General features: G+C 59.3%; 26 protein-coding genes and 1 pseudogene. 12 read left to right on the top strand and 15 right to left on the bottom strand.

All coding sequences use genetic code 11. From position 1 onward, the window contains the following. Positions 1–189: 189 nt before the first annotated feature. From OF385_RS10680 to ychF, 3 genes are all read left to right on the top strand, one after another. The gene (locus OF385_RS10680) at positions 190–1,383 is read left to right on the top strand and encodes an SH3 domain-containing protein (RefSeq protein WP_264275369.1); all 1,194 of its coding nucleotides are present in this window, start codon (positions 190–192) and stop codon (positions 1,381–1,383) included. A gap of 102 nt (positions 1,384–1,485) precedes the next feature. Beyond that, positions 1,486–2,583, top strand: a complete 1,098-nt coding sequence (locus OF385_RS10675; RefSeq protein ID WP_264275368.1) for a 4-hydroxy-3-methylbut-2-enyl diphosphate reductase — start codon at positions 1,486–1,488, stop codon at positions 2,581–2,583. 62 nt (positions 2,584–2,645) lie between these two features. Further along, on the top strand, positions 2,646–3,731 hold the full coding sequence (ychF, locus tag OF385_RS10670; RefSeq protein ID WP_264275367.1) for a redox-regulated ATPase YchF: 1,086 nt from the start codon (positions 2,646–2,648) through the stop codon (positions 3,729–3,731). A gap of 176 nt (positions 3,732–3,907) precedes the next feature. Here ychF and OF385_RS10665 read toward each other — a convergent pair whose 3' ends face one another. The 5 genes and pseudogenes from OF385_RS10665 to OF385_RS10645 form a co-directional block, all read right to left on the bottom strand. After that, on the bottom strand, positions 3,908–4,657 hold the full coding sequence (locus OF385_RS10665; RefSeq protein WP_264275366.1) for a GNAT family N-acetyltransferase: 750 nt from the start codon (positions 4,655–4,657) through the stop codon (positions 3,908–3,910). Between the two features lie 223 nt (positions 4,658–4,880). Further along, entirely contained in the window at positions 4,881–5,381 is a 501-nt protein-coding gene (locus tag OF385_RS10660; protein WP_264275365.1) for a mycothiol transferase, read from the bottom strand. A gap of 220 nt (positions 5,382–5,601) precedes the next feature. Next, on the bottom strand, positions 5,602–6,414 hold the full coding sequence (locus OF385_RS10655) for an AAA family ATPase (protein WP_264275364.1): 813 nt from the start codon (positions 6,412–6,414) through the stop codon (positions 5,602–5,604). Beyond that, complete coding sequence (locus OF385_RS10650) at positions 6,414–7,922, bottom strand: Mu transposase C-terminal domain-containing protein (RefSeq protein WP_264275363.1); 1,509 nt, start codon at positions 7,920–7,922, stop codon at positions 6,414–6,416. The genes OF385_RS10655 and OF385_RS10650 overlap by 1 nt, the downstream gene beginning before the upstream one ends. A 6-nt stretch (positions 7,923–7,928) precedes the next feature. Next, positions 7,929–8,553: pseudogene (locus tag OF385_RS10645) on the bottom strand (recombinase family protein). A gap of 347 nt (positions 8,554–8,900) precedes the next feature. Here OF385_RS10645 and OF385_RS10640 point away from each other — a divergent pair. From OF385_RS10640 to OF385_RS10620, 5 genes are all read left to right on the top strand, one after another. Further along, positions 8,901–9,611, top strand: a complete 711-nt coding sequence (locus OF385_RS10640) for a 7-cyano-7-deazaguanine synthase (RefSeq protein WP_264275362.1) — start codon at positions 8,901–8,903, stop codon at positions 9,609–9,611. Further along, positions 9,608–10,873: an MFS transporter gene (locus OF385_RS10635; RefSeq protein ID WP_264275361.1), complete on the top strand. Its 1,266-nt coding sequence runs from the start codon at positions 9,608–9,610 to the stop codon at positions 10,871–10,873. Before OF385_RS10640 ends, OF385_RS10635 begins: the two co-directional genes overlap by 4 nt. Positions 10,874–11,137: 264 nt before the next feature. Then, positions 11,138–11,860, top strand: a complete 723-nt coding sequence (locus OF385_RS10630) for a class I SAM-dependent methyltransferase (RefSeq protein WP_264275360.1) — start codon at positions 11,138–11,140, stop codon at positions 11,858–11,860. Then, on the top strand, positions 11,857–12,039 hold the full coding sequence (locus tag OF385_RS10625; RefSeq protein WP_264275359.1) for a hypothetical protein: 183 nt from the start codon (positions 11,857–11,859) through the stop codon (positions 12,037–12,039). The genes OF385_RS10630 and OF385_RS10625 overlap by 4 nt, the downstream gene beginning before the upstream one ends. A gap of 12 nt (positions 12,040–12,051) precedes the next feature. Next, complete coding sequence (locus OF385_RS10620) at positions 12,052–12,387, top strand: GNAT family N-acetyltransferase (RefSeq protein ID WP_264275358.1); 336 nt, start codon at positions 12,052–12,054, stop codon at positions 12,385–12,387. Here OF385_RS10620 and OF385_RS10615 read toward each other — a convergent pair. From OF385_RS10615 to OF385_RS10605, 3 genes are read right to left on the bottom strand one after another with little or no spacing between them, the layout of a single operon-like run. Continuing rightward, on the bottom strand, positions 12,384–13,151 hold the full coding sequence (locus tag OF385_RS10615) for an SCO1664 family protein (protein ID WP_264275357.1): 768 nt from the start codon (positions 13,149–13,151) through the stop codon (positions 12,384–12,386). The two genes, OF385_RS10620 and OF385_RS10615, sit on opposite strands and share 4 nt — an antisense overlap. Beyond that, positions 13,148–13,675 carry a DUF3090 domain-containing protein gene (locus OF385_RS10610; RefSeq protein ID WP_264275356.1) on the bottom strand — a complete coding sequence of 176 codons (528 nt, stop codon included), beginning with the start codon at positions 13,673–13,675 and terminating at the stop codon, positions 13,148–13,150. Before OF385_RS10610 ends, OF385_RS10615 begins: the two co-directional genes overlap by 4 nt. A gap of 10 nt (positions 13,676–13,685) precedes the next feature. After that, the gene (locus OF385_RS10605; protein ID WP_264275355.1) at positions 13,686–14,369 is read right to left on the bottom strand and encodes an MSMEG_4193 family putative phosphomutase; all 684 of its coding nucleotides are present in this window, start codon (positions 14,367–14,369) and stop codon (positions 13,686–13,688) included. 235 nt (positions 14,370–14,604) lie between these two features. Here OF385_RS10605 and OF385_RS10600 point away from each other — a divergent pair, with 235 nt between their 5' ends. Beyond that, the gene (locus OF385_RS10600) at positions 14,605–15,438 is read left to right on the top strand and encodes an MBL fold metallo-hydrolase (RefSeq protein WP_264275354.1); all 834 of its coding nucleotides are present in this window, start codon (positions 14,605–14,607) and stop codon (positions 15,436–15,438) included. Here the strand turns inward: OF385_RS10600 and OF385_RS10595 are convergent. From OF385_RS10595 to OF385_RS10580, 4 genes are all read right to left on the bottom strand, one after another. Continuing rightward, the gene (locus tag OF385_RS10595) at positions 15,435–15,899 is read right to left on the bottom strand and encodes a phage tail protein (RefSeq protein ID WP_264275353.1); all 465 of its coding nucleotides are present in this window, start codon (positions 15,897–15,899) and stop codon (positions 15,435–15,437) included. The genes OF385_RS10600 and OF385_RS10595 overlap by 4 nt on opposite strands. A 64-nt stretch (positions 15,900–15,963) precedes the next feature. Then, complete coding sequence (locus OF385_RS10590; RefSeq protein ID WP_413467970.1) at positions 15,964–17,190, bottom strand: acyl-CoA dehydrogenase family protein; 1,227 nt, start codon at positions 17,188–17,190, stop codon at positions 15,964–15,966. 33 nt (positions 17,191–17,223) lie between these two features. Then, the gene (locus OF385_RS10585) at positions 17,224–18,372 is read right to left on the bottom strand and encodes an acetyl-CoA C-acetyltransferase (protein ID WP_264275351.1); all 1,149 of its coding nucleotides are present in this window, start codon (positions 18,370–18,372) and stop codon (positions 17,224–17,226) included. Positions 18,373–18,444: 72 nt separating this feature from the next. Further along, positions 18,445–19,296 carry an alpha/beta fold hydrolase gene (locus OF385_RS10580; RefSeq protein ID WP_264275350.1) on the bottom strand — a complete coding sequence of 284 codons (852 nt, stop codon included), beginning with the start codon at positions 19,294–19,296 and terminating at the stop codon, positions 18,445–18,447. Between the two features lie 367 nt (positions 19,297–19,663). Here OF385_RS10580 and OF385_RS10575 point away from each other — a divergent pair, with 367 nt between their 5' ends. Then, complete coding sequence (locus OF385_RS10575) at positions 19,664–20,170, top strand: 2'-5' RNA ligase family protein (protein WP_264275349.1); 507 nt, start codon at positions 19,664–19,666, stop codon at positions 20,168–20,170. 136 nt (positions 20,171–20,306) lie between these two features. On the opposite strand, the gene OF385_RS10570 is transcribed toward OF385_RS10575, so the two are convergent. The 3 genes from OF385_RS10570 to OF385_RS10560 all read right to left on the bottom strand — a co-directional run bounded on the left by OF385_RS10570 (position 20,307) and on the right by OF385_RS10560 (position 22,554). Next, positions 20,307–20,891 (bottom strand): CDP-alcohol phosphatidyltransferase family protein, encoded by a 585-nt coding sequence (locus OF385_RS10570; RefSeq protein WP_264275348.1) that lies wholly within the window; start codon positions 20,889–20,891, stop codon positions 20,307–20,309. A gap of 132 nt (positions 20,892–21,023) precedes the next feature. Beyond that, entirely contained in the window at positions 21,024–22,133 is a 1,110-nt protein-coding gene (locus OF385_RS10565; protein WP_264275347.1) for a DNA alkylation repair protein, read from the bottom strand. A 124-nt stretch (positions 22,134–22,257) separates the two neighbouring features. Further along, a complete protein-coding gene (locus OF385_RS10560) occupies positions 22,258–22,554 on the bottom strand; it encodes a Fe-S cluster assembly protein HesB (RefSeq protein WP_264275346.1) in 297 nt (98 codons plus the stop codon). A 358-nt stretch (positions 22,555–22,912) separates the two neighbouring features. On the opposite strand from OF385_RS10560, the gene OF385_RS10555 reads away from it, so the two are divergent. Then, positions 22,913–23,308: a GNAT family N-acetyltransferase gene (locus tag OF385_RS10555; protein WP_264275345.1), complete on the top strand. Its 396-nt coding sequence runs from the start codon at positions 22,913–22,915 to the stop codon at positions 23,306–23,308. 91 nt (positions 23,309–23,399) lie between these two features. Next, the gene (locus tag OF385_RS10550; RefSeq protein ID WP_264275344.1) at positions 23,400–24,167 is read left to right on the top strand and encodes an isocitrate lyase/PEP mutase family protein; all 768 of its coding nucleotides are present in this window, start codon (positions 23,400–23,402) and stop codon (positions 24,165–24,167) included. Positions 24,168–24,237 lie beyond the last annotated feature (70 nt).

Here is a 24,237-nt window from a genome sequence, read left to right as displayed (position 1 = left end):
GTCGGGGTGGTCGAAGGTGGAGCGATGATGACGGAACGGGCGAAGTTTGTGGTCATTCTCTTGGTTCAAGATCCCCAAGCAGGGTATTTCCAACAATTTGGTTAAGTCCGGATTTTGCTCTTGCCCGGTCGCTTCGACGGGCGGACACTGTTGAGCATTGGGGAAGCACTTTTTGAAGGACGCAGTGCCATGTTTGGGGAAACATCTCGTCGCGCCACCGCACGATCTGTGGGCTCGGTGGCTCTGGCCATCGGGCTCATGACCGGATCGATTCCATTCGCTGCGGCCGCAATGCCCGCGGGCAACATAGTGCCGGCAGCCCGGACGGCAAGTGTCGCGGTGGCCGCCGAGCTATCCATCGACTTGCCAGCACGGGTGCGCACCACCGACATCCTGAACCTGCGCACTGGACCTTCCACCTCGTATTCGGTTCTGGCGAGCATTCCCAAGGGCACCTCGGTCCCGGTCCTGGGGCGGGCATCAAACGGCTGGTACAAGGTCAGCTATGACGGGCGCACCGGGTATGTCAGCAACTACTACGTCGTGGCAGCCACGGTGCGAACCCTCGACAGCCTGAACCTGCGCACCGGCACTTCCACCAGCTACCGGATCCTGGTGACCATCCCGAAAGGGGCCACGGTGCCGGCCTATGCCCGCGCCTCCAACGGCTGGTATCGGGTCAGCTACGGGGGATACACCGGCTGGGTCAGCGGCAGTTATGTCACTGCCTATCCCAAGCCACCGGCAACACCACTGAGTAAGGGGCCAAACCGCACTTCGCGGGTGGTGCTGACTTTTGATGATTGCCCAAGTAACCTGAGCTCCTACAAGGCAGCCATTGACTATGCAGCCAGTGCCAACATCGGCCTGGTGATAGCACCTACCGGCGATTGCCTGTCTTCCTATAAGTCCCGCTACGGGGCGGATCTGGCCAGCCTGGCCCGAGCCAAGGGCCAATGGGTGATCAACCATTCGGTCAGCCACCCTGATCTGCGGCCGCTGAGCTGCCAACAGGTCGGAGCGCAGCTGAGCGGTTCCGGAGTGCACACGAACTTTGGACGCCCGCCCTACGGGGCCATCGACGCTTCAGTCCGTTGTGGTTACGATTCGCGTGGCATGGCACCGTGGACCTGGACACGGGATACCGAGGACTGGAAGGTGAAATCCAAGTCCATCACCATCTCCAGGGCCTCCGCCGCCTCGACCGGCGACACCGTCTTGATGCACATGCAGTGGTACGGCTTCTCGCCGGATTCGCTGCGGCAGATCAAAGCCAACTTGGCCAAGCGTGGAATTGGGGTCTGCCGCGCCTACCGGGGCAGCGATTCGGCCGGCTCGATTCTCACTACCAGCGTCAAGCTGCCCAGCTCGCTGCCGTGCTGAGCAGTGACAGCGGTGCGGTGGAGGTGGAACTCACAGGGCGCAAAGGGTGGCACGCATCATATGAGCATGGGCTAACTTGCATGCAGTTCGTAGACTAGAGGTATGGCTACTTCCACTTCCATTCCGGTATCGCTGCCAGTCCCACGGATTCCGCGCGTTCGCCGCACTCCGGCCGAGATCGCAGCGGCCTCCCCGCAGGTATCCGAGCGCAAGGTCCTGCTCGCGGCCCCGCGTGGCTACTGCGCTGGCGTGGACCGTGCTGTAGTGGCCGTCGAAAAGGCCTTGGAGCACTATGGCCCTCCGGTCTACGTGCGCAAGCAGATCGTGCACAACCTGCACGTGGTCTCCGAACTCGAGGCCCGCGGGGCGATCTTCGTGGAGGAAAACGAAGAGGTCCCGGAAGGCGCACTGGTGGTCTTCTCCGCCCATGGCGTCTCCCCGGCAGTGGTCCAGTCCGCAGCCGATCGCAACCTGCAGACCATTGATGCCACCTGCCCGCTGGTGACCAAGGTGCACCGCGAAGCCGTGCGCTTCGCCAAGAACGACTACGAAATTCTGCTGATCGGCCACGAAGGCCATGAAGAAGTGGAAGGCACCTACGGCGAAGCTCCGGAAGTGACCACCATCGTGAACAATCCGGAAGAAGCCGACACCGTCCAGGTGAAGGATCCGGACAAGCTGATCTGGCTCTCGCAGACCACCCTGAGCGTGGATGAGACCATGGAGATCGTGCGCCGGTTGCGCAAGCGCTTCCCGAATCTGCAGGATCCGCCCAGCGATGACATCTGCTACGCCACCACCAACCGCCAGGCAGCGATCAAGAACATCGCCCCGCAGGCCGACCTGGTCATCGTGGTCGGCTCAGCCAATTCCTCGAATTCGGTCCGCCTGGTCGAGGTGGCGCTTGATCACGGGGCCAAGGCCGCCTATCGCGTGGACTTCGCCAACGAGGTGGACGAGTCCTGGTTCGAGGGCGTGTCCACCGTGGGCGTGACTTCCGGTGCCTCGGTGCCCGAGGTGCTGGTGCGCGAGGTCGTCTCGCTGCTGGCCGACTACGGATTCAACGACGTCTCCGAGGTGACCACCGCGGAAGAAGACATCATCTTCTCGCTGCCCAAGGAAATCCGCGGCAAGCTCAAGGAAGCCGGCGATGAGGAACGGGCCCTTGGTGGCCGCGGTGCCCGCCCGCAGGGCAACTAAAGAATTCACGCGCCAGTAGATAATTGAGCGCTCATCACTAGCAAAAGGTAGAATTTTCTCCCGTGGCTCTTACTATCGGAATCGTCGGACTGCCCAACGTTGGCAAGTCCACCATGTTCAACGCGCTGACCCGTGCCCAGGTGCTGGCAGCCAACTACCCGTTCGCAACCATTGAACCCAACGTGGGTATCGTGCCGTTGCCAGATTCGCGCCTGAAGGTTCTCGCCGGAATCTTCAACTCCGAGCGCATCCTGCCAGCGACCGTATCCTTCGTGGATATCGCCGGCATCGTCAAGGGCGCTTCGGAAGGCGAAGGCCTGGGCAACAAGTTCCTGGCCAACATCCGCGAAGCCGACGCCATCTGCCAGGTGACCCGTGCTTTTGTGAACGACGACGTCATCCACGTCAACGGCAAGGTGGACCCGGAATCGGATATCGAGACCATTGCTACCGAGCTGGTGCTGGCCGACCTGCAGACCATCGAGAACCAGCTGCCACGCCTTGAGAAGGAGCTGCGCAGCAAGAAGATCGAGAAGTCCTTCATGGACAACCTGCTGGCAGCCCAGAAGGTCCTGGAAGAGGGCAAGACCCTGTTCGCCGCCGGCAAGGCCAATGGCGTGGACCTCGAAGAGCTGGCACCGATGCAGTTGATGACCAGCAAGCCATTCATCTACGTGTTCAACACCGATGAGGCAGGCCTGGCCGACAAGGACATGCAGGCTAAGCTCTCCGAGCTGGTCGCCCCTGCCGAGGCCATCTTCCTGGATGCCCAGTTCGAGGCCGAGCTGGCCGAGCTGGAAGAGGATGAGGCGCTGGAGATGCTCGAAGATGCCGGCATCGAAGAGTCCGGGCTGGACAAGCTGGCTCGCGTTGGCTACGACACCTTGGGCCTGCAGTCCTACCTGACCGCTGGTCCAAAGGAAACCCGTGCGTGGACCATCCGCCGCGGCGCCACCGCTCCGGAGGCCGCCGGCGTGATCCACACCGACTTCCAGCGTGGCTTCATCAAGGCCGAGGTTGTGGCCTTCGATGACCTGGTGGAGCTGGGCTCCGTTGCCAATGCCAAGTCCGCAGGCAAGGCCCGCATTGAGGGCAAGGACTACATCATGAAGGACGGCGACGTCGTGGAGTTCCGCTTCAACGTCTAGGACTTCTCAGCTCAAGCGCCCTCGGTTTCCTTCGGAACCGGGGGCGTTCGTGCGTCTGGGAACCGAGTCATCGGAAAATTATTCTGGGCGGAGAAGATAGTTTCTCCGCAACACGGATGCCGTTCAAGGGGCACCAGCCATTTTCCCTTTAGGTGCAACGCCGAAAGCAGCCGACGCTACCAGGCCCCGCGTTGCGGCGGGTGAACGGACGGCCCCAGAACCTGATCCGCGCCGCCATCCGGTTGAACTTCGCTTGTCCCTAGGGTCCTAGCTAGGGGTGCAAACCGAAGCGCGCTACCGGGCCTGACCCATCCGGGTGCTCTTCTTCCGCCGGCCTCCGCACGTTTGAGGCCCATCGAAACATATGCGCGGAACCCAGCTCGTTTCGCAAACTTGATCCGTCGACGCTGCGTCTCGGTGAATCCGAGCTTGGTGTACAGAGCGAGGGCAGCGGTGTTGGTGTCCTTGATATCGCGCAGCACGAACTGGTCGGCGGGCAGTTCCAGAAGCCGGCGCATCAGCGCGGTAGCTACGCCTCGGCCCTGATGCTGCGGTGCTGTCGTGACGAAGGCAATCTCGGTCAGGCCATCGCGGGCATCATCGTATGACCCCATGAATTGGCTTTGGATGATCCGATAGCTGATCAACCCGTGTAGTGGACCGAGCACGCGCTGGAGCTCGTGCCGATCCAGCCGGAAGCACTCCTGTTCACCTTCGGTGACGGCCGCGACAGCGGCGGGCTTGCCATCGACCAGCGCAATATGGAAGCACTCCAGGACGAGCATCGGAGCGAACGCATCGGCGAGTTTTTTCGCGTTCTTGGAGAAGAAGGCGAAATCCTCGGCGAAACCTTGCGTGAGAACTTCCGAGATCTGGTACCGGCACTCCTCTCCGAGTTCGTCCGCACGGGCGACTTCGATATTCATTGTGGACCTCCAACTAGTACTCGCGGAATCAGGTCGACATCTGGCTGCGCGGATTCCTCGCCCAGGCCAACGTGCATGGTGGTGATGCCGGTCAGTATGACTGACGAGCAGGGAAAGGCAGCCCATGGCTTGTCGGCTGATTCATTGTCAGACGCCTCGAGGACTCTTCAGGGCCATTGCGTTCTGGATGGCCATCAAGGGTGCACGTGTTCCGCGGTTATGGCTATTGCCCTGCTACAGCACCGGCCGCGTAGGCGGCCTGGGCGACATGCTGGGTAGCATCATCAATGAGGGAGACCAGACGCACTCCACGAGTCACCGGGGGATCCCAGTCATGGTCGATCACCTCGTCCAGGTCTTCTTCTGAAAGCGTTCCGGTGTACTCGATGAGAGACTTCAAGCAGGCTTGAACATAGTCCACGAGCACCTGCTGGTCTGAAACCCGGATCTGATGGGCCTGATTGCTTGAATGGCCGTAACCTACGGAATCGCCGAGGTCACCCAGACCGAATTTGCCGCGGTAGGATTCCCAGACTTCGTTCCCTCCGCTCAGATGGGCCAGCTGAACGTCGATTTCCCTGCCTGCGTGCCACAGCAGCCAAGCAATCGAGTTCGGGTGCCCGGCTGGGTGGGCATTGAGCTGCTCGGCAGAAAGCGCCGGGAGGTTGCGGGCAGCCTCGACGGGGCGCTGGGCGAAATCGGCAAAGACATCCGTAATGTTCATAAGCCCATTCTGCACGCGTACTGGATCCTTGGCCATGAAAGCTGAAGTCCGAAGGCCCGGAGACCATGGGGAGAGGTAGGCTGAACCTGGCGACAGTGCTTCCTGAAACACGGAATGGACGAGGAAGGATGGCGATGGGCTCCGACGGATTATCCGCTCTGCGCACAGGCTGTGACTGTTAGCTTGATTTGGCGGTTTTCGCGCAGCTACTCAGGGCGGTTCAACCGATTCCGATAACGAGCGTGGAACGCGCTGCTTCAACAACGTCATCGGTAATTGTGTCCAGCTCACTGATCTTCATTACCCTCTGCATCTGTGCGAAGAGCCGATCAATCAGCCGGAAATTACCGCGCGTGATGCGCGCGATCGCCGCGACAGCTTGCGTATCGGTGAAGTCCTCCAAATCCAGGGTTTTGCCGAGGGCACGCCACTTTCGTTGCAGTACGAAATGCAGTTCATCCTGCGCAAGCGGACGGTATTCGTGGGCGAAGCCGACACGGCTATAGAGCTGAGGATATCGGCTGAACTGCTTTTCTATGCCGGGCATCCCAATCAGCATCAGAGCGATATTGTTCCTGTCATACCTATCTCGCAGCACTTCCAAGGCAGTGGCGTTGAGTCGTTCCGACTCGTCGACGATGATCAGCTCCACATGCTTGTCTTGATTCATCGGACCGTTCGTGACGCCTACAGTATCGAGATGTTGGTGAATGCCGATCGAGGTCCGATTAGTGATCAGTGAGAGCTCTTCTTTGATTTGCTTAGGTGTCGTCAATACCCCTGGGGTGAAGAAGACGGTCCGCGTTTTGGCTAGATCCTTATAGATTTGGAGGTCACTGTCCTCCAAGCGACCCCATTCCTCTACTAATGCCGCGGCTTTCGGGCTCCAGTTGGCATAGCGTTTAGCCGAGAGGGTTTTGCCGATTCCAGCTTGTCCGTAGCAGATCCCGATGGTCCGCTGCCGGCGCACAGCATTGGCGAACTCAGTGAAGCGGCGATGCGCCTTTGTTGCGATAAAAGTTGAAGGTGCCATTATTCGTCCTCTGCGTAGGTGCGCAACTTCGTTTTCTGCGCTCGGTGGACCGCCGGATCAGGCTGGGATACCTCCGTTGCTGGTTGCCCGGCCGGTAGAAATTCTGCGACGGCGGCGATTCGTTCTTTGATTTGTCCGCGCAATTGACGCTTGCGTGCGGAGCGTGGCTTCTGGATGTCCTTGAACGTCACTGTGGCTCGTTCATGCACGGGATCCACGGCTTTGCAGATGAGCTGGCCACGGTGAAAGACCTGGATCTCGGCAACGTCCCGCGGGTCATAGCGGAGAATGACGGATTCTCCGACGTAGGCAGCCAGCAACGGTGAAATGTAGCGTAGCCCTTGGAAATGCACGCCAACGCGGTGGACGATCCGTGGCTTGGCGACCGTGAGCAGCAGCAGGTTCAGTTCATCGATGGTTTCAGGCAGACGTGGTAACCAACCGTTGCCCTGCCACGCTGTTTGAGGCGTTTCCTTGATCTCTTGGTGCTCGCGCTGGTGGTAGTTCTGCCCAATGAACTCACCCAGCGCCATGTCCAGTTCACCGATGGACAGCCCCGGCTTGGGGTTGCGCGCATTGTGCAAGTAGCCGGGCAGCCGGGCTAAGAATTCGGTGTTGAGGGTGCCGAAGAATCGTTCAATCTTTCCCCTGCCCTGCGGCCGGGCCACAGCGGAGAAAATGATTTCGAAGTGCAGGTCTCGGGCGGCCTGCGCCAAGTGGTGGCTCGTGAAATCGGTTCCGTGGTCGACATAGAGCACATCAGGGATTCCGCACATCGCCCAATCTACTGTCTTTTTGGGCCAGATCGCCTCACGCAACGCCAATGCCGTATTCAAGGATGAGGGAGCACCGGTGAAGAGCATGTACCCGCAGAGGGCTCGCGAGTAATCATCCATGATCGTGGTGAGCCACGGTCGGACGGACTGGTGGCCAGAGCCAAAAACCAGGATGTCGAGCCCGGTATGATCGGCCTGCCACACCGCGTTCGGACGTTCGGCGCGGCGGCGCCAGACCAATTCATATTTATCGCGGTACACCGCCGTACCTTGCTGCGCCAGCGTCATCATCCCCGGATCTATCGCGCCGACGATCGAGCGGACGGTGGAGTAGGAAACCGGTGCCCATCCTTGGTGGAGCGCTACCTTGTTGACTTGTTCGTGGATGGCTGCCGTAGTCCTGGGCGGTTTAGCTAAGACGAGGCCTTCGACCAGGTTCACGAATTCGCTGGGCATCCGGCGTCCGCGTTTGCCCGGTGCCACCGGTTCCAGACCAGGCTTCCCGTGGAGCTTGAAGCTCTGGTGCCATCGCTGCATTGTCCTCAGGCCGATATGGTGTTCCCCTGCCAGAACCGTCAACGGCACTCCGTCTTCGACGTGTTGCCGCAGTATTTCCCAACGTGCTGTTGCTTTAGCCAGGTAGTCACTAGGAGTTCCTGCTTTCTCGGTATTGCTGCCAATCTGGTCTTGCCCCAGCGGTACGTCCCTGCGCGTTTCGCTTCGCAGGGACATGGCCGATCACAGACTCTTGGAAGATGCGGGCTCTTGGCCCAAGTGGCGGTAGAACGTTGCGCGGCTCCAGCCAACCATGCGTGCTGCGTCTTCGGCGGTGCGTCCCCTGGCGCGGGCGTCTTCGGCGGTGCGTCCCCTGGCGCGGGCATCTTTGGCGATCGCGAGCTTGTCGGCAATCACCGCCGGGTCCGAGACCGACCGGCCGAAACGGGTTCCGGATTGCCGGGCGGCGGCAATGTCGGCGTTGACTCGTTCAACGATCAATTCGCGCTCGTACTCGGCCAACGAAGCAAGCATGTTCAGCATCATCCGACCGGTCGATGTGGCCGGGTCGATGCCATCGGAAATGGAGCGGACAGTAATCCCGCGCCCCCTGCAAAAGGTTCACGGTATTCAAGACATCGATCAGGGAGCGGCCCAGCCGGTCAACCCGCCACACCACGACGGTGTCGCCGGCTTCGGCATAGTCCAGCAGCTTCTTCATCCCGGGCCGATCGATCGCGCTGCGGCTGCCGGAAGTCACGTCGGCGAACACGTCGCGCTTCTGCACCCCTGAAGCAACCAGGGCATCGAGCTGCAAGGCCGAGTCTTGGCTCGAAGTGCTCACGCGCGTGTATCCCAAATGTCTCACCTGCCCCAGTGTGGCTCAAAACCCCTGCACGGCAAGCAGGTAAGACCTTTTTGCGTTGGGACGACTTTGTAATACGGTTGGACTCCTTGCCGTTACGGAATATTGAGACGGCATGGCCGGGCTGAGGAGAGTGTCTCAATAATCTTTAGATTTGTAAGACAAGAACTAACGACTACCGAAGAGTGTGGCGCCCTGTCCATTCCTTGAATCTCGGGCATTTAGCGACTGGCGCGAGTGTGATCAATTGGGAATCCACCCAAACGCAGATGGGTGCTAGGGGATTGAATGTAGAAATAACTTAATCGAATGGCTTGCTATACCCCAATCGTATGATTAGGATCACTTTTATGACGAATAAGAAAGTAGCCCTCCTCTTCTCTGGAGGCCCTGATTCCAGCACACTCCTTTTTGATCTGATCGACCAAGGTCGTGAGGTTGTTGCACTCACTTTCGATTTTGGTGAAGCCGAAGGTTACAAAGAACTCATTGCCGCGAAATCAATTATTGGAAGGGTAGGGGTTGAACATCATTTCTTCGATTTCTCGGGTCCATTGAAGGAATTCTATGGGCTGAACCAACCACAATTCATGCGCGGGGCGCAGTGGACCACCATGGAAACCCCGCCAGTCAATGAAAGCAAAGACATTCAGCCGTTTGGTTCAAGTATTGCGCTCTTACTGGCCGCATCGTGGGCAGTGAAGAATGGTATCGAAGACGTTTTCTACGCTGTTCATGCTGAAGATGCTCGTTTCGCAGACAACAAACTCGATTACTTCTCCTTGCTTTCAGATGTAACAAGTAAGTGCGAAGGTGAGCAATTCCGCATTAAGTTCCACACTCCATATATCAGCATTCGTAAACACGAGGTGTTCGCGAAGGGTGCCTCATTGGAGGTGCCGTTCAATGAAACGTGGAGTTGCGGGAAAGGGCTCGAAGCCCACTGTGGAACCTGCCCCACTTGCCATGAGCGAGCTGGAGCATTCGCGGTGAATGGAATTAAAGATCCGACTCTGTACATCAACGAATTTGCACAGGTGTTGGAGCCAAATTCACTTTGAAAGAAAAAGTCTCCCTGACGCAAGAAGCCACACCGCTACCCTCAAGCAACAAGGCAGCGGTGTGGCTCCTTGCGGTGTCACAAGGATTACAGAGCTTCGGAACATCCGTCTTCGCAATCTCACTTGCCCTCTTGGCCGGGCAAAATGGTGACTTCCTTGGTCTTGGTCTCGTATTGGCGGCCCGCACCATACCGACAGTCGTAATTGCACTTTTCGGTGGAGTCGCCGCCGACTTATGGTCTAGAAAATTATTGGCTATCCTGACACTACTTGGTGTAGCCGTACTAAATGTTGCCACGCTATTCTCGGTAGTGCATCAAGGGCTTGGACCAATAACACAAGTGATCTCCCTAGCCAGTGGATTCATTTCTGCGTTTGGCGCTCCTGCCCTGTATACATTGCTCCCTAGTGTTGTAAGCGCCGAGAACAATTTCAGGGCAAATGCTGTCGTTAGAACCTTCCGTAATGCCGGCTCATTGCTGGGTCCTATTCTTGCAACCTTTGTCAGCACAACATTCCAGACGACTTCCGGCATCGCGTTGAGCTCTGTGTTCTTCGTTTGCTCTGCGCTTTGCATTCTGCCAGTCAGGATCTCTGGGGTGGCCGCTAGAAGTGAAGGCATTAAAAAGGACATCCGTGTTGCATTTTCAGCTTTGAAAGACCAGCGTTGGTTTGGTTACTTACTGCTATTTTGGGCTCTCTTCTTAGCACTGCAATCTGGCTTCACATCGGTATTACAACCAATAGCTGCAACAAGTAAAGCTGGCCCGGCCTCCTATGGTGCGATGGCAGCTGCGTTGGCTGTGGGTTACCTGATCGGAAGCCTTTTATGCGCCAAGTGGAAGGTCGAGAAATTCTTGCTCACTGCGAGCGTTGGTTTTTTTGCTTTGTGCAGTTTGCCCAATTTCGCGCTGGCGGCATTTGCACAGCCGTTGTGGTGGTGTCTAGCTGCGATTGTCGCAGGACTGGGGTTGGAAATATCGGGCGTAGCATGGGGCTCAGCTCTTCAAACGCGCGTTCCCGAAGAACATCTGGGTAAGTTCTCCTCTCTTGACTATGCTGTCAGCTTTGGACTGTTGCCAGTCGGATATGCCCTGTGTGGATTTCTCGGAGCGTCCTTGCCTACGAATTCATTATTACTTGTTGGTGGCTGGATTTTATTGTTGGGACCCTTAGCTTTTCTCACTGTTTCCCATCGGTTCGATGTTAAAAAGAGCCTGTCAGCAGGACGAACGGACTTTGAATCGTCTAAGAAGGTATGATCCTGCAAAGGTGTATTCCAAACCTGAAATACTCAAGGCAAACAGATGGTTCGAGGTGGCCAGCCGCCACCCAGCGTTACGATTCAACCGCCGTATGAAGTTAACAATCACTGCGTACAGGCGCATTCAGGCTGCCCGACGGCCAAGGGGCTACGCTAGAAACGCCGCGACGGTTTCGGGAATCGGATCGAAATCATGGCTCCTTCGGCATCGCCCAATGCGCCCGACAGCGAGGTGGATGAGAACCAATGAATCGAGAATTACTTGACTGATTACGACCCTCGAATTGTCGCGATGTACGACGGAGAAAATCCTGACGGGCCCGACCACGACTACTACCGATCCCTCGCCGCTCAGCCTGGCGTGCGGCGCATATTGGATCTCGGTTGCGGTACCGGAATTCTCACCGTCACCTTGGCGCAGGAAGGGCGTGAAGTCGTGGGCATGGATCCATCGCCGGCCATGCTTGACTATGCCCGCCAGCGATCCGGCGCTAGCGAAGTCCTATGGGTCGAGGGCGACTCACGCGCCCTTGATCATGGGCTGTTCGACTTGGCGGTCCTGTCGGGTAACGTGGTGCAGCACATTCCGGACCAGCAGTGGGAACGAACCTTGCAGGATTTGAGGCGCAGCCTGTCCTCCGGATCTGTTCTCGCCTTTGAAAGCCGAAACCCGGAACGGCGAGCGTGGGAATCCTGGGCGCGCGAAGAGCCATCCACCAAAGACACGCCATTTGGCCCGGTGACCGAATGGTGCCAGGTTCAAGAACTCAGCGAAGGGAAGATACTCCTGGAATCATTCTCGAAATTCGCGACCCCGGGAGCAACAGTGCAGGAAGACCAGGTGCTGGCCTTCCGCACCGTCGAACAACTGGAAGTCCAGTTGCAGGCAGCTGGATTCAAGGTCGACGCAATCAGGGGTGACTGGAACCGGACACCATTTGACGGAAGCCAAGCGGTCATGATTTTTGAAGCGCGGGCAGCATGAGCGTGTTCGGGCTCGTGGGACTTCAGGATGCGCGCGCTTTGCAACGGCTCATGGAATCCAACGCAGGCTATGCAGTGCGCATCCGGGGCCATGGCGTTGAGCCCGGAGCGGCGCAGGAAGCGCTCACGGCGCTGCCACCCAGCGCTGTTGCCGCCCAGAAGCGTGGTTATGGATTGTGAGAAGGCAACCGATTGCTGGCCTTCGCAGATGTCATCATTGGCTGGCCCGAGCCAGAGACCGCGCATATCGGGCTGCTCATGACCGACTCCGAGCGGGTTGGCGAGGGACTTGGACGAAGGCTGCATGAATCCATCGTCACGGAGTTGCGCGGAGCCGAAGGCCTGTGCTGCCTTCGGCTTGCCATCGTGGATGCAAATGCGGACGTTGCTGAACCATTCTGGAAGAAGATGGGCTATCAGCCCACGAGCCAGGTGGCACCCCATCGACAGGGGACCGTGGAATCCGCCTCGCGGATCTGGCGCCGACAGCTTGGCTGCGGCGCAGAAGCATCAGCCGGGACTATTTAGAACAGCGGCCAGGGAACTGCTGGCATCTCACCGCTCGGGCCGGGGAAGCGGGCATCCTGGCGAAGCCGGAGGCACCGCTGCTGCAAAGCCTCGAGCTCCACATCGCTGAGCAGCTTGCCCAATTCCTCGCCCAGCGTTGCGCCCAATGCGGTGGTGACCCGGTCAATGCCGGAGAGTTCCTCGTCGTCCAGCGGCTGGCCGATCCACCCCCAAAGCACCGTGCGAAGCTTGTGCTCATCATGGAAGCTCAGCCCATGGTCTACTCCATAACGGTGGCCGTCGGGCATCGCCAGCACGTGGTCGCCCTTGCGGTCCGCATTATTGGCCACGATGTCGAAGACCGCCATCCGGCGCAGCGCAGCGGTGTCCTCGTGGAGCAGGCTCACCTGGCGCCCCATATCGTCTTGACCGTGCAAGACCGTTTTCCAGCCTTCGGCGGGGAGATTGCCGGTGGCCACGAGATCCACCGCATGCTGCTCGGAGTCCACTTCTTGCCACAGCTGCACCATGCCTTCGCCAAAGGGGCCATCGCGCAGCCAGGTCTGCGGAACAAGGTTCCAGCCCAGCGCCTCGGAGACGAGGTAGGCGGCAACTTCGCGGTTGGCCAGGGTATGCTGCGGGAAATCCCAGAGCGGCTTTTCACCGGCAATGGGCTTGTAGACCACGCTCAGGCCACCGATGGTGCCCAAAAAGGTGGCGTTGGATGCCGTGGTGATACGGCCGGTGAGTTCGAGTTCGCCGGCGAGCAGATCCGGCTGGGTCATGGAAGCTCGGGATCCTGGCAGGTATGGCCCTCCGGATCAATTGGATAGCCGCACGAGGAGCAGACCGGGCGGCCGGCGGCAACGACTTCGTGCGTGCGCATGGCAAAGGCCCGTGCCGTGCCCACGGGCATGCGCACCTGCATGACGGCCTCGGGCTCGTCTTCGGGATGCGCTTCGTCAAGGGAAAATGCTTCCAGCACCACCTGGGCCACGGTGGCATCCCACCCCAGGTTCATAGACCCGACCCTGAAGGCTTCGTCGACCTCTTCCAGTGGATCGTTATCCACCAGCTCCACTGGAGTATGGGTCGGAACGCTGAAAGAATTCCCCGCTACGGTCGCGATCTGATCGAGAATCTCATCGATCATTTCCGCGACGACGGCTGCCTGCTGCTTTTCCAGGGCAATGCTCATCATGTCTGATCCGGCGCGTGCTTGCAGATAGAAGGTGCGGGAACCGGGCTCGCCGATGGTGCCAATGACCACTCGATCCGGCCAGTTGAATTCGTGGACTTCGCTCGCCATGTCTGCTTCCTTAGTTTCCTGCTCCGCCACCCACAGGGGCGTCAGCTGCTTGCAATCCAGGGGCCAGCCAAGACAGGTCCCCGTCGTCGGTATTAACCGAGTGCACACGAGGCGAACCCGAACCGTAGTGGACAATCGATGCAGATGCCGGGCCGACGGTGATGCGCTGGAACAGGTCCAAGTGCATGCCCAACGCATCAGCCAGTACCGACTTGATGATATCGCCATGGCTCACGGCAACCCACACCGCTCCCGTTCCATGTTCTGCCTCGAATCCGGCGTCAAGGCGCCGGATCTCGGCAACGGCCCGTGCTTGCATTCCCGCCATCGACTCGCCCTGCGGGAATATGACAGCAGAGGGGTTGGCTTGCACCTGGGTCCACAGTGCCTGGGCGGAAAGGTCTGCCAGGTTGCTGCCTTGCCAGGCGCCATAATCGCACTCGGTGAGCTCTGGTGAAAGTAGCAGTTCGCACGCGTTCTTTTGCGCTCGGATAATGTGTTGGGCGGTCTGCTGGCAGCGCTCCAGCGGACTTGAAACGATACCTGCCAGTGGCACATCGGCCAGCCGCAGCGCAGTTCTTGCCGCCTGCGTCTTGCCGGTTTCGTCGAGGCTTATTCCAGGGGCTCGTCCGGCCAGCACACCAGAGGCGTTGGCGGTAGTGCGGCCGTGCCGCACAAGAATTACTGTGGCCATGATCCCAGCCTAGCCATCTGGTGGAAGCCATGCGAGAATTTGGCGGTATTCCGCCCTGTTGCGAAGAAGCGCACCTTATGCCCAGAGCGCCTCGCAGCGGCCCAGGAGCACTGTCCTCCCTCGGGCGAATCAGCAAGAGCCTGCAAGCACAGGTGGCGGAAACCGCGCTAGTATCAGATCTGGTTCACCAAGCTGCGCGGCGTGGTGGGCAATCGGCCACATCAGGGGAGCGGACATGGGCAATGGCCAGTGGATTCAAGTAGGCAATGGCGTCTTCCAGCGGCGCTATGACCCGCTGGATGTTTCCATCGGACTGGTTTTGGGACCCGCCGGAGCAGTGGTCATCGACACTCGCAATAATCCCGCCGAGGCCTTGGCGATCATCGAGGATGCGGCCGAAGGCTTCGAGCTGCCCGTCATGGCCGCCATCAATACCCACGCCCACTACGACCATAGTTTCGGCAACCAGGTCTTCAAGGCCAAAGGCATCCCCATCTATGGGCACCATCTGATTGCCCGGCACTATGCGGACTACGAGAAACCCCATCTGGACAAGGTCAAGAACTATCCCGGCACGGAGCCTGACAAGTCGTGGCAGGAGGTAGTTCTCACCCCGCCCACCGTCCCGGTCGACGCGCCAACCACCATTAGCCCGGGCGGCAGGGACATCGAGTTGTTGCCGCTGGCGCCGGGCCATACCGATACGGATCTTGCCGTGCGCATCCCCGATGCAGGGGTCTGGTTCCTCGGCGACATCATTGAGGAATCAGGACCGCCGATGTTCGGATCCGGCGCGCATCCGCTGGGATGGCCACTGGTCCTCAAATCCCTGTTGGAGCGCATCGGCGAGTCTGATGCCATTATTCCTGGGCATGGGACGCCGGTGGATCGCGCTTTCGTTGTTCGGCAACAGCAGCAGCTTGAACTGCTCGCCGACGAAGTGAGCGCCGCCCACGCGCGAGAGATCCTGGCCGGGAAGATCCGATTTTCTGCGGGCCTGCTGCAAACCTGGCCAGTTCAATTCCTGCGCGAAGCGCTCCAAGACGTGTACGCCCAGTTGGGGGACTAGTACTCGTTCTTGATGACGAAGTAGGATCCGCGGATGGTGCCGGCCAGTTTGGACTTCTGGCGGGCGAACTTGAATTTGTCGGCGAGCTCCTCGGGAACCTCCATGCCATCAGACAGCTTGAACCCTACGGCGCGCTTGTCCCCCTCGGCAAGTCCGTAGAGCACGTTGATGGACAGCCCCGATTCGTAGAAGACGTAGGCCCGCTTGGCTCCGTCGGCTTCAAAGACACAGGCCTGCAAGGGGCGGGAAGCGATGTGGAGATCGCGTTCCTCGGCCAAGATGTTGTGGACCCATGCGATGACGCCGTCGGCATCCGAGGCATTTTCAAGCACCAGATCGTGATCGAATTTGTTCTTCAGGTAGCGGGCCTCATTTGCCCGCAATCCGGCAAGAGCCTGGGCCACGGGGGAGGATTCGAATCCCTCGGTGGCGACATCCTTGAAATCGACAACATACGCCATATTCAATCCTTTGCACTGGAACTTTGACGGTACAGCTCATCGTAGGCGATCAAAGCGGATGCTTTCAGCCGAACGCGCTCAACCCGGTCAGATCGCGGCCCAAGATCAGCGCCTGGATCGATTCGGTGCCTTCATAGGTATGCAGTGCTTCGATGTCCCCCACATGGCGGATCACATGGTTTTCCAACAATATCCCGTTGCCACCGAGCATGTCCCTCGCCGTCGCCGCGACCCGCCGGGCGGCCCGCGTATTGTGGTACTTGAGCAATGAAGCCTGTGCCGGACGAAGCCTGCCAGCGGATTGTTCGGCCGCCACCGCGGCACACTGCAGCTGCATGTTGGTCAGCTCTGCGAGCATTTGCGCCAGGCGCTCTTGCACCATTTGATGTGCGCCCAGCGGCTTGCCGAACTGTTCGCGCTGCTTGGCATATTGAAGCGCGGCTTCGAATACGAACAATGCATGGCCCAGCGCCGACCAGCCCACATTGACCCGGGTATCAACCAGCGCCTTCGATACATCCTTGAATGAAGTCGCGTTGGCCAGCAGGGCTGAACGCGGCACGCGCACCTCGTGGAGCCTGATCTCCGCTTGCTCGATGGCCCTGAGCACGCCCTTGCCGCGAACGGGGGTGGCCTCATATCCCGGTGCTTGCTGCTCAACGACGAATCCCTTGATTTGCCCATCAGCCTGGTCCCGGGCCCACACAATGGTGATGCCGCCTGCTGCTCCATTGCCAATCCATTTCTTGTGGCCGTTGAGTATCCACGAGTCGCCTTGCAAGCGAGCGCTGGTTTCCAGGCTGACGGAGTCAGAACCATGGTGTGGCTCGGTCAGCGCAAATCCACCCAGCAGTGTTCCGGTGGCGACCGGTTCGAGATAGCGCTCTTGTTGTTCCACGGTGCCGAAGAGCTTCAAGCTGCGCAGAACAAGTCCTCCCTGCACTCCGGCGGCGGCGGCCATCGATCCGTCCGCCCGGGAAATCTCCATGGCCACCAGGCCTGCGGCGATCGGGGAGAACACCGCATGACCGGGAATCTCCAGGCCATCGGTCAGCAGATCCAGCTTGCCCATACGCCGGACCAATTCCGCTGGATAGTGCGCTGCGTCCCAGTGCCCATTGATGACCGGGATGACTTCCTGGGCAAATAGCCGGGCCCGCTGCCAATGGCACCGGTCCGCCGGGGTGATTCCTGCGAAGGCTGATAGATAGTCGGTGTCCAGCGGCTGGCTCAGGTCGTAGGTTTTCCAAGGATCAGTGGTCACGATTTCTGCCCTTTCCCAGCGGCGCATATGGCCCGCAGATCTATCCGCTCCGGCGCAATGCTAAAGCCTTTCAATGATGGTGACGTTTGCCTGCCCGCCGCCTTCGCACATCGTTTGCAGGCCCCAGGTGGTGCCGCTGCGCTCCAGCTCGTGCAGCAATGAGGTCATCAAGCGGGCCCCGGTGGCGCCGATGGGATGGCCCAGGGCGATGGCACCGCCGTTGACATTGACCTTGGCCATGTCCGCGCCGGTTTCCTTCTGCCATGCCAGGACGACCGCTGCGAACGCTTCATTGATTTCAATGCGGTCCATGTCCTTTAGCGACTTGCCCGTGCGTTCCAGCGCATGCTGGGTGGCACGAATTGGTGCTGAGAGCATCATGATTGGATCATCGCCGCGCGCGGAGACATGGTGGATGCGCGCTCGTGGCTTCAAACCGTATCGCTTGACCGCCGCCTCCGAAGCTATCAGGAGCATGGCCGCGCCATCAGACATTTGCGAAGCAGTGGCAGCAGTATGCAGCCCGCCTTGGACGATGGGGGCCAAGCTGGCCATCTTGCCGCGATCCACAGCCCGGGGTCCTTCATCCGCCCGTAATTGGCCAAAAGCCAAGATCTCACGGTCAAAGTATCCAAGCTCCTGGGCTTTGAGCGCCCGTTCGTGGGAGCCGACAGCGAAGTCCTCGAGCTGTTCGCGCGATAATCCCCAATGCCTGGCCATCATTTCCGCACCACGAAACTGGGAGATCTCCTGACCGCCGTACCGGGCGGCCCAGAGCTTGGAACCTCGATAAGGGTCAGGGAAGCCGAAATCTGCAGCTGCGGAGTTGGAATAGGAAAGCGGGATGCTGGACATCGATTGGACACCGCCCGCCACCACAAGATCGCTGCTGCCGCTCATCACCGCTTGGGCCGCATAGGAGACTGCCTGCTGGCCGGAGCCGCATTGGCGTTCCACAGTGGTTCCCGGAACTTCTTCGGACAGCCCGGCAGCGAGCCATGCGTTGCGCGCGATGTCCATGGCTTGCGGGCCCACCTGGTCGATGCAGCCGAGAATGATCTCGTCATATTCTGTGGAATCAACGTTATTGCGGCGGACAAGTTCGGCAAGCGGAGCAGCAGCGAGATCCAAGGGGTGCAGATCCGCGAGCGACTTTCCGCGCCGTCCCACTGGAGTGCGCAATGCATCGATGATGTAAGCCTCGGACATGAGGTTCCTCCAGAAAATGCTCAAGTCATTAGTGGTTGCTTGGACAACAATGCCCAAGAGTGTGGCCGTTGTCTAGGACAGGGCGGTCAACGCAAGCATTGCCTGGGCGACCTGGGAAACCGCTTGACCGGGAATTGCCGTAGATGCCTGCTCCAGCACAAGCAATCTGGCGTGGGGAATCTCGCGTGCCAAGACCTGCCCGTTGCCAACTGGAAAGAACGGGTCCTCAGCACCGTGGACCACCAGCGTCGATTGAGTGATCTCGCCAAGGCGTTCGCGCCAACGCGGAGTGCAGTCGAGCCGTGAAAAGACCATGCCAAGCTGGTTGGCCATGTGGACGGATGAGGAAGGATCTGGCGTGCGGTCCCAGATGCGCACTGCTAGGCGCCGGGCCTCGTGTGGGTCGTTGCCCAATATGCTGGCGCCTTGCGCCGCATGCTCGGCCACTGCCTCGCGATCGGCCCAATCCGGCATCGGGCGAGAAAACAATTGGCCCATGGTGGCTTGTTCATGATCCGGAAGATCGCCGTCCACCGGGCCTGGTGCGACAGGCCGTGTCCCGTAGAGGGTGAGTGCCGAGAACGCTTCGGGATGCTCCAAGGCAGCAACTTGCGCGACCATGCCGCCTACACCGATGCCGGCCAGGTGTGCCGGCCGCTGGTCCAAGGCCCGGGCAAGCGATGCGGCATCCTTGGCCAGATCGCGCAAGGTATATGAGGGATTCAACGGATCCAGCGTCGTCGATTGGCCGCTATCGCGCAGGTCGTAGCGGACTACATGCCGGCCGGACGAGGCAAGTGCTTGGCACAGCGGATCAGGCCACGAGAGCATGGTCGTCCCGCCAACGCATAGCACGAGGGGATCGACGGGGTCGCCAAAGCCTTCCGCACCTAGTTGAACACCATTGATTGCATATGTTTCCATGTCTGGAGCACCTCATTGGATGATTGCGAACCTGCAGCTGCCTGGGGTCGTCCGATGCCTTTGGAAGCTGAACTCCCATGGCTCATCCTGTCCTTGATCGAGGGCACCGTCAACCAACGGGCCGCTGCATTCCTTGCGTATTTTGTTCTCCGGGTGCTTGCTATTATCACAGCATGGGAACCACGAGCCAGCAGCCATGTTCTCGGCAGCAGATGCGCCGACAGCGTGCCGGGAGCATTGGGCGTAGTGCTGGTCAAGAACGTGCGGTGTGGAATGAAAAGATTGCAAAGTACGGTCCCACGGATGAAGGAGCTCGTCAGATGGCCGAAGGATACTACCGCTTCAATGCGTAGGCGGATGTAGCGCGATGAGCAGATCACCCGAGAACATTTTGTTGTACCTGGAAGCGCAGGAAGAAGAGCAGCTTCGGGGAATCTTCGCTGATCTGGAATCGCGTGGATTTCCCAGGCAGAATCAAACTCCGCACATCAGTATCACCTTTGCACCGGAACTATCTGATGAAGTCGCGCTGCGTGCGGCTCAACTGCTTCCATCCGCCGTTCCGGCTAGGCTTCGACGTGTTGGCACCGTGGTTTTTGGAATCAAGCGCAAGCAGACCGTTGCGTGGCTCATGGAAACCACCGATGACCTTGAAATCGCAGCCAGGGAAATCAGCGCGCTGAATATCCACGGGCGCGGCCCACGGTGGGTACCGCACCTCACCATGGGATTACGGATTCCGAGGGAAATCGTCCCGGATTACATCAGGGCGCTAGATGAGCTGGGGAGCGAGCATCAGCTGGAGTTCACCGCAACACGTGCGGGGTTGTGGAAACCCAAAATTCAGCAATTGACCCTGCTAGCCGGAGAATAGCCCGGCAGCGGCATCGGATCATTTCGCATCGATGCCCTATGTCGGTGCCAGCGCGAGTTCTAGATCCGAGCGGCAGTCGCTGAAGCGCCTATTCTCGTTCCACGTTATCTGCAGAGGCATGGGACGGCATTGACTCCTAGGGATTGGTCTCCTCACCGGGTTGGTTGGCGGTTCTGGCTTCACTTCGCATGTACCTGAGGTAGCCGAATCCCACCACGATATGCAGCAGTGCCCCGGCATAGAGGATGTAGATGCCTGGAACATAGAAGATGGAGAGTTGCTCAATCCGTCCAGCCGCGACGAAGGCCAGTCCCAGCATGATCAATGCTGTCCGGAACTTGCCGAGAAGGGTTGAACTTGGCGGTTCGCTCAATCGCAGGAAAAAGTAGGCGCAGAGCAGGACCAAGTCGGTAGAGAAAATCACCACACCGATCCACGCCGGGATGAATCCGCCGGCAACGAGGGCCACGGCGATAGCGACGATGCCCAGGCGATCCGCTATGGGATCAAGCAATATGCCCCAGCTCGAGACCTGGGAAAATTTGCGAGCAATAAACCCGTCCACCCAATCGCTGAGTCCAAAGGCCAGCAAAAGTCCTGCAGTTAACACCGGGCGTGTGTCAGAGATCAAAAAACTGCAGATGGGGATGACCAGGAAGAAGCGAAGCAGCGTGATCGCGTTCGGGACAGTGGCCCAATCGTTGCGGCTTGCTGCTTCCATGGCCACGGTGCGCTCCTTTGCTCCTAAGATGAACAGTCGTCTACTGGAGGCGAAAAAGCAAGAGAAGCGTTCAACAAAAACCGGCTCCTCTGCGCCCGTGGCCCTCCGCGCGCAGATGGTTCGCCACTGCCGCTAGTCGGTCAAATCAGCCATCAGCTCAAAGTCCGTTGTTCCGGTAGGCAACCCATTAACTTGAAGAGCCACCGAGTGAGTGCCGGGGTAGTAGCGCCGGGTGGTGATCACCCTGAACGAATGGGATCGATTGATCTCCAGCTCTTCGCCGGGGGATAGGGTGCGCGTGGTGAGCTTGAAAACCTTGGCAGTTGTCGATCCGTTGGCCTTGCGGTGGTGCAGCACGTAATCTATGGCAAGGAGCATCGGCTCAGTGCCGGTGTTGCGCACGGTCGCGGTGAAAGTGAGATCTGCGCCCCATGGCACCTGCGGTAGGGCAATGTGCGGACCGTCGATCTCCACGGTTGGGGTGCCAAAGCCGAGCAATGCCAAGGCGTCAGGATTGCCGCGCTTGATCAGGGTCCGAAGTCCGTGCTTCACCACGGCCAAAGTGGTTGTTTCTGGAGCCTGCAACCAACGTTGTGCGGTGTGCAGTACTAGCTCGGGTTCGTGGCGGCTCAGATCATTGAGATGATTTGAGACCGAACGCCGAACATACTCGCTAGGATCTTGATACAGGGCGTCCAAGATTGAAACGGTGAGCGTGGGATTCTCGATAATTTGCGGGACACGAGCAGCCCATGGCAAGTATGGGCGGGTGCCTTCACTAGCCAGCCGCCTTACGTGCTCATCGGGCGAGGCAGTCCATTGCTGTGCAAAACGCAGGGCTGACTGAAGATCGTGTTTGAGCAGAACACGAATTGCGAATTCGGAGCTCAAGCGAGGGGTGAGCAAGGCCATCATGTCCATTGCATCCTCGAACGCGGACTGGGTATTTTCTCTCGCTGCCCGCGTGGCCAGGGCCGAGGTGACCGGCCAGAGCATCCAACCGGTGAAGGACGGTGATTCATGTGCTGCCTTGATGACGCCGGAGAGCTGGGAGTAGCTCTCCGGGAAGTCCTCCAGGAGCCCGTCGCGCAGTGCATCTGAGCGTTCTCGCAAGCTCAAATCAGGCAGACTTTTTGTTGCAGCGTTCAGCGAGCTCAAGGAATGCTCAGGGGCGGCGTCCTGCAGCTCGCGGATAAGTTGCTCGGCGACTGGAACGCCAATGAGTTGATCGGCAAATGGCATGAGCCCATTCTTTACCGGAACCCGGCGATGCGCGAATCAGCCGAGCATGTAACTCAAAATCAATGGGAGCCGCCAGAGCAGGCGACTCCCATTGGAAGCATGTGGGGTTCCCAGCCAGAGTGGGTTAGTTCTGAACCAAGATCTGGAAGCTGACGCCTCCCTGCTCATCAACGGCGGCGTCCAATACCTTGTCATCCAGCTCGTCAGCGACAAGCTCATCGAGGTATACGGGGCTGCCTTCACCGGAAATCACAGTGTCGGTTTCCTCTGGCTGGGGAACGATCTGAATGGCGAAGGCCGCTTCTTCAGGGGCGTTGGTCGTGTCGGACTGGTGAATGCGCAGTCCTGCGTTCTCGGCCTCGGACTGGTTGGTGACGATAGCGGTCACGATAGATGCTGCTTGATCGGTCAGCGCGAGCACGATGGCTCTCCTTCCGGTTGCGTACATACCAAGGTCAGGGCATGTGGGTGCCACGATTCCAAAAACATGAAAGAATCTCAACCCCGCTTAACAGCTGCGAAATATCCTCACGGGTAGGCTGGGGATTCAGATAGGGTCTGCCCCTTCGCCTTCCACCCGACCAACTACGAGCCCCAAGGATGATCGTCATCAAACCTGGATTTGAAGCTCCCAGCACATCCAGAACCACAGCGGAAGCACCGGGATCACGGCAGATAGCCGCCGTCGGCCCAAGGATTGCGCTCGCCGGGTTCCTGGCTCGCGACCTGATGGAGGTCCATGCCTACACCTCCGATCCGGAGGTCTGCCGCTATTCCTTGTGGGCCCGAATATTCTCGCGGAAACCGAAGCCTTTCTCGCTGATGCCATGATCTCCCGGCCCGGACGGGTGATGACGGCGGTGATGGTGGAGGCAAAGGTCATCGGATCCGCCGCTATCTGGCGAACCGATGACGCCCAGCTGGTGGGGGAGATGGGGTACACCCTGAACCAGGATTACTGGGGCCAAGGTTTTGCCACTGAAATCGCGGGCCTGCTCATTCAGCTTGGCCGCGAAAGGCTGGGCCTGCGCAGGATCGAGGAGACCTGCGACCCGGAGAACGCGGCATCCATCCGTGTCCTGGAAAAGTCCGGGTTCGCTCGTGACCAGCGTCGTCCAATCGCCAGCCAGTCGAATTCGCGCCGAAGCGAATCATTGATGTTTGCCCTGGGCTGAGCAGCTGTCACTGAAAGTTTGCGATAAGCCTATTGGCAATTGGTTCGGCCTCCGTAGACTGGGCTCGAACCACTAACTTCAGGAGGACGCATTGTCGGATTTCAAAGAACGTGCCCACAACCTCGCAACCCAGCACGCATCCGGGGAACTACTGGTCATGCCCACAGTGTGGGACACCTTTAGCGCCTCACTGGCAGCCGAAGCCGGGTTCGGCAGCTTGACGATCGGCAGCCACCCGGTGGCAGATTCCATCGGCAGCGCCGATGGGGAACAGATGGACTTCGCAGAGTACCTGGCCGCGGTTCAACGGATTACCGGGGCGGTGGATGTGCCGGTGAGCGCAGATGTGGAATCCGGGTATGGGTTGAGCCCGCAAGAGCTGTTTGAACGCGTCTTCGCCGCTGGCGCAGTCGGCGTGAATATCGAAGACGTCGTGCACAAGGAAGGCAAGCGCGTTCGCGACCGCCAAGAGCATGCAGACTACATCCACGGGGTCCGCGAAGCCGCTGACGCAGCAGGCGTGGAGTTCGTCATCAACGGACGTACCGATGCTGTGAAGCTCAGTGATCAATTTGCCGATCCGCTGGGAGAAGCTATTGCGCGCATCAAGCTGCTGGAGGAAGCCGGCGCCCGCAGCGTCTACCCGGTAGCACTGTCTACTGCCGAACAGGTCGAGCAGGCGGTCCAGGCAGTCTCGATTCCAGTGAATGTCACCGCCCATCCAGTAACCGCCCATGCAGCCGGGGATCTCACTGCCCTGCGCGCACTCGGCGTGCGGCGCGTGAGCTTCGGCCCGCTGTGGCAAAAGTGGTTGGCTGAAGTCTCAACTCAGCAACTGGATGCATGGCGCCAAAGCTAAAAAATATCCGCATAAAGGCGATCCCGCCGCAACGCCATCAGGTGCGGCGGGATTTGACCGTTGCCAAGGC

Source organism: Glutamicibacter sp. JL.03c (assembly GCF_025854375.1).
GTDB lineage: Bacteria > Actinomycetota > Actinomycetes > Actinomycetales > Micrococcaceae > Glutamicibacter.
This window is presented reverse-complemented; position numbering and strand designations above follow the sequence as displayed.

Excerpts from the sequence above, each read along its gene's own strand:
- OF385_RS10680 (WP_264275369.1), top strand. The coding sequence starts at position 190 with ATGTTTGGGGAAACATCTCGTCGCGCCACCGCACGATCTGTGGGCTCG.
- OF385_RS10675 (WP_264275368.1), top strand. The coding sequence starts at position 1,486 with ATGGCTACTTCCACTTCCATTCCGGTATCGCTGCCAGTCCCACGGATT.
- OF385_RS10665 (WP_264275366.1), bottom strand. The coding sequence starts at position 4,657 with ATGAATATCGAAGTCGCCCGTGCGGACGAACTCGGAGAGGAGTGCCGG.
- OF385_RS10660 (WP_264275365.1), bottom strand. The coding sequence starts at position 5,381 with ATGAACATTACGGATGTCTTTGCCGATTTCGCCCAGCGCCCCGTCGAG.
- OF385_RS10655 (WP_264275364.1), bottom strand. The coding sequence starts at position 6,414 with ATGGCACCTTCAACTTTTATCGCAACAAAGGCGCATCGCCGCTTCACT.
- OF385_RS10650 (WP_264275363.1), bottom strand. The coding sequence starts at position 7,922 with ATGTCCCTGCGAAGCGAAACGCGCAGGGACGTACCGCTGGGGCAAGAC.
- OF385_RS10640 (WP_264275362.1), top strand. The coding sequence starts at position 8,901 with ATGACGAATAAGAAAGTAGCCCTCCTCTTCTCTGGAGGCCCTGATTCC.
- OF385_RS10625 (WP_264275359.1), top strand. The coding sequence starts at position 11,857 with ATGAGCGTGTTCGGGCTCGTGGGACTTCAGGATGCGCGCGCTTTGCAA.
- OF385_RS10615 (WP_264275357.1), bottom strand. The coding sequence starts at position 13,151 with ATGACCCAGCCGGATCTGCTCGCCGGCGAACTCGAACTCACCGGCCGT.
- OF385_RS10610 (WP_264275356.1), bottom strand. The coding sequence starts at position 13,675 with ATGGCGAGCGAAGTCCACGAATTCAACTGGCCGGATCGAGTGGTCATT.
- OF385_RS10605 (WP_264275355.1), bottom strand. The coding sequence starts at position 14,369 with ATGGCCACAGTAATTCTTGTGCGGCACGGCCGCACTACCGCCAACGCC.
- OF385_RS10600 (WP_264275354.1), top strand. The coding sequence starts at position 14,605 with ATGGGCAATGGCCAGTGGATTCAAGTAGGCAATGGCGTCTTCCAGCGG.
- OF385_RS10595 (WP_264275353.1), bottom strand. The coding sequence starts at position 15,899 with ATGGCGTATGTTGTCGATTTCAAGGATGTCGCCACCGAGGGATTCGAA.
- OF385_RS10590 (WP_413467970.1), bottom strand. The coding sequence starts at position 17,190 with ATGCGCCGCTGGGAAAGGGCAGAAATCGTGACCACTGATCCTTGGAAA.
- OF385_RS10585 (WP_264275351.1), bottom strand. The coding sequence starts at position 18,372 with ATGTCCGAGGCTTACATCATCGATGCATTGCGCACTCCAGTGGGACGG.
- OF385_RS10580 (WP_264275350.1), bottom strand. The coding sequence starts at position 19,296 with ATGGAAACATATGCAATCAATGGTGTTCAACTAGGTGCGGAAGGCTTT.
- OF385_RS10575 (WP_264275349.1), top strand. The coding sequence starts at position 19,664 with ATGAGCAGATCACCCGAGAACATTTTGTTGTACCTGGAAGCGCAGGAA.
- OF385_RS10570 (WP_264275348.1), bottom strand. The coding sequence starts at position 20,891 with ATGGAAGCAGCAAGCCGCAACGATTGGGCCACTGTCCCGAACGCGATC.
- OF385_RS10565 (WP_264275347.1), bottom strand. The coding sequence starts at position 22,133 with ATGCCATTTGCCGATCAACTCATTGGCGTTCCAGTCGCCGAGCAACTT.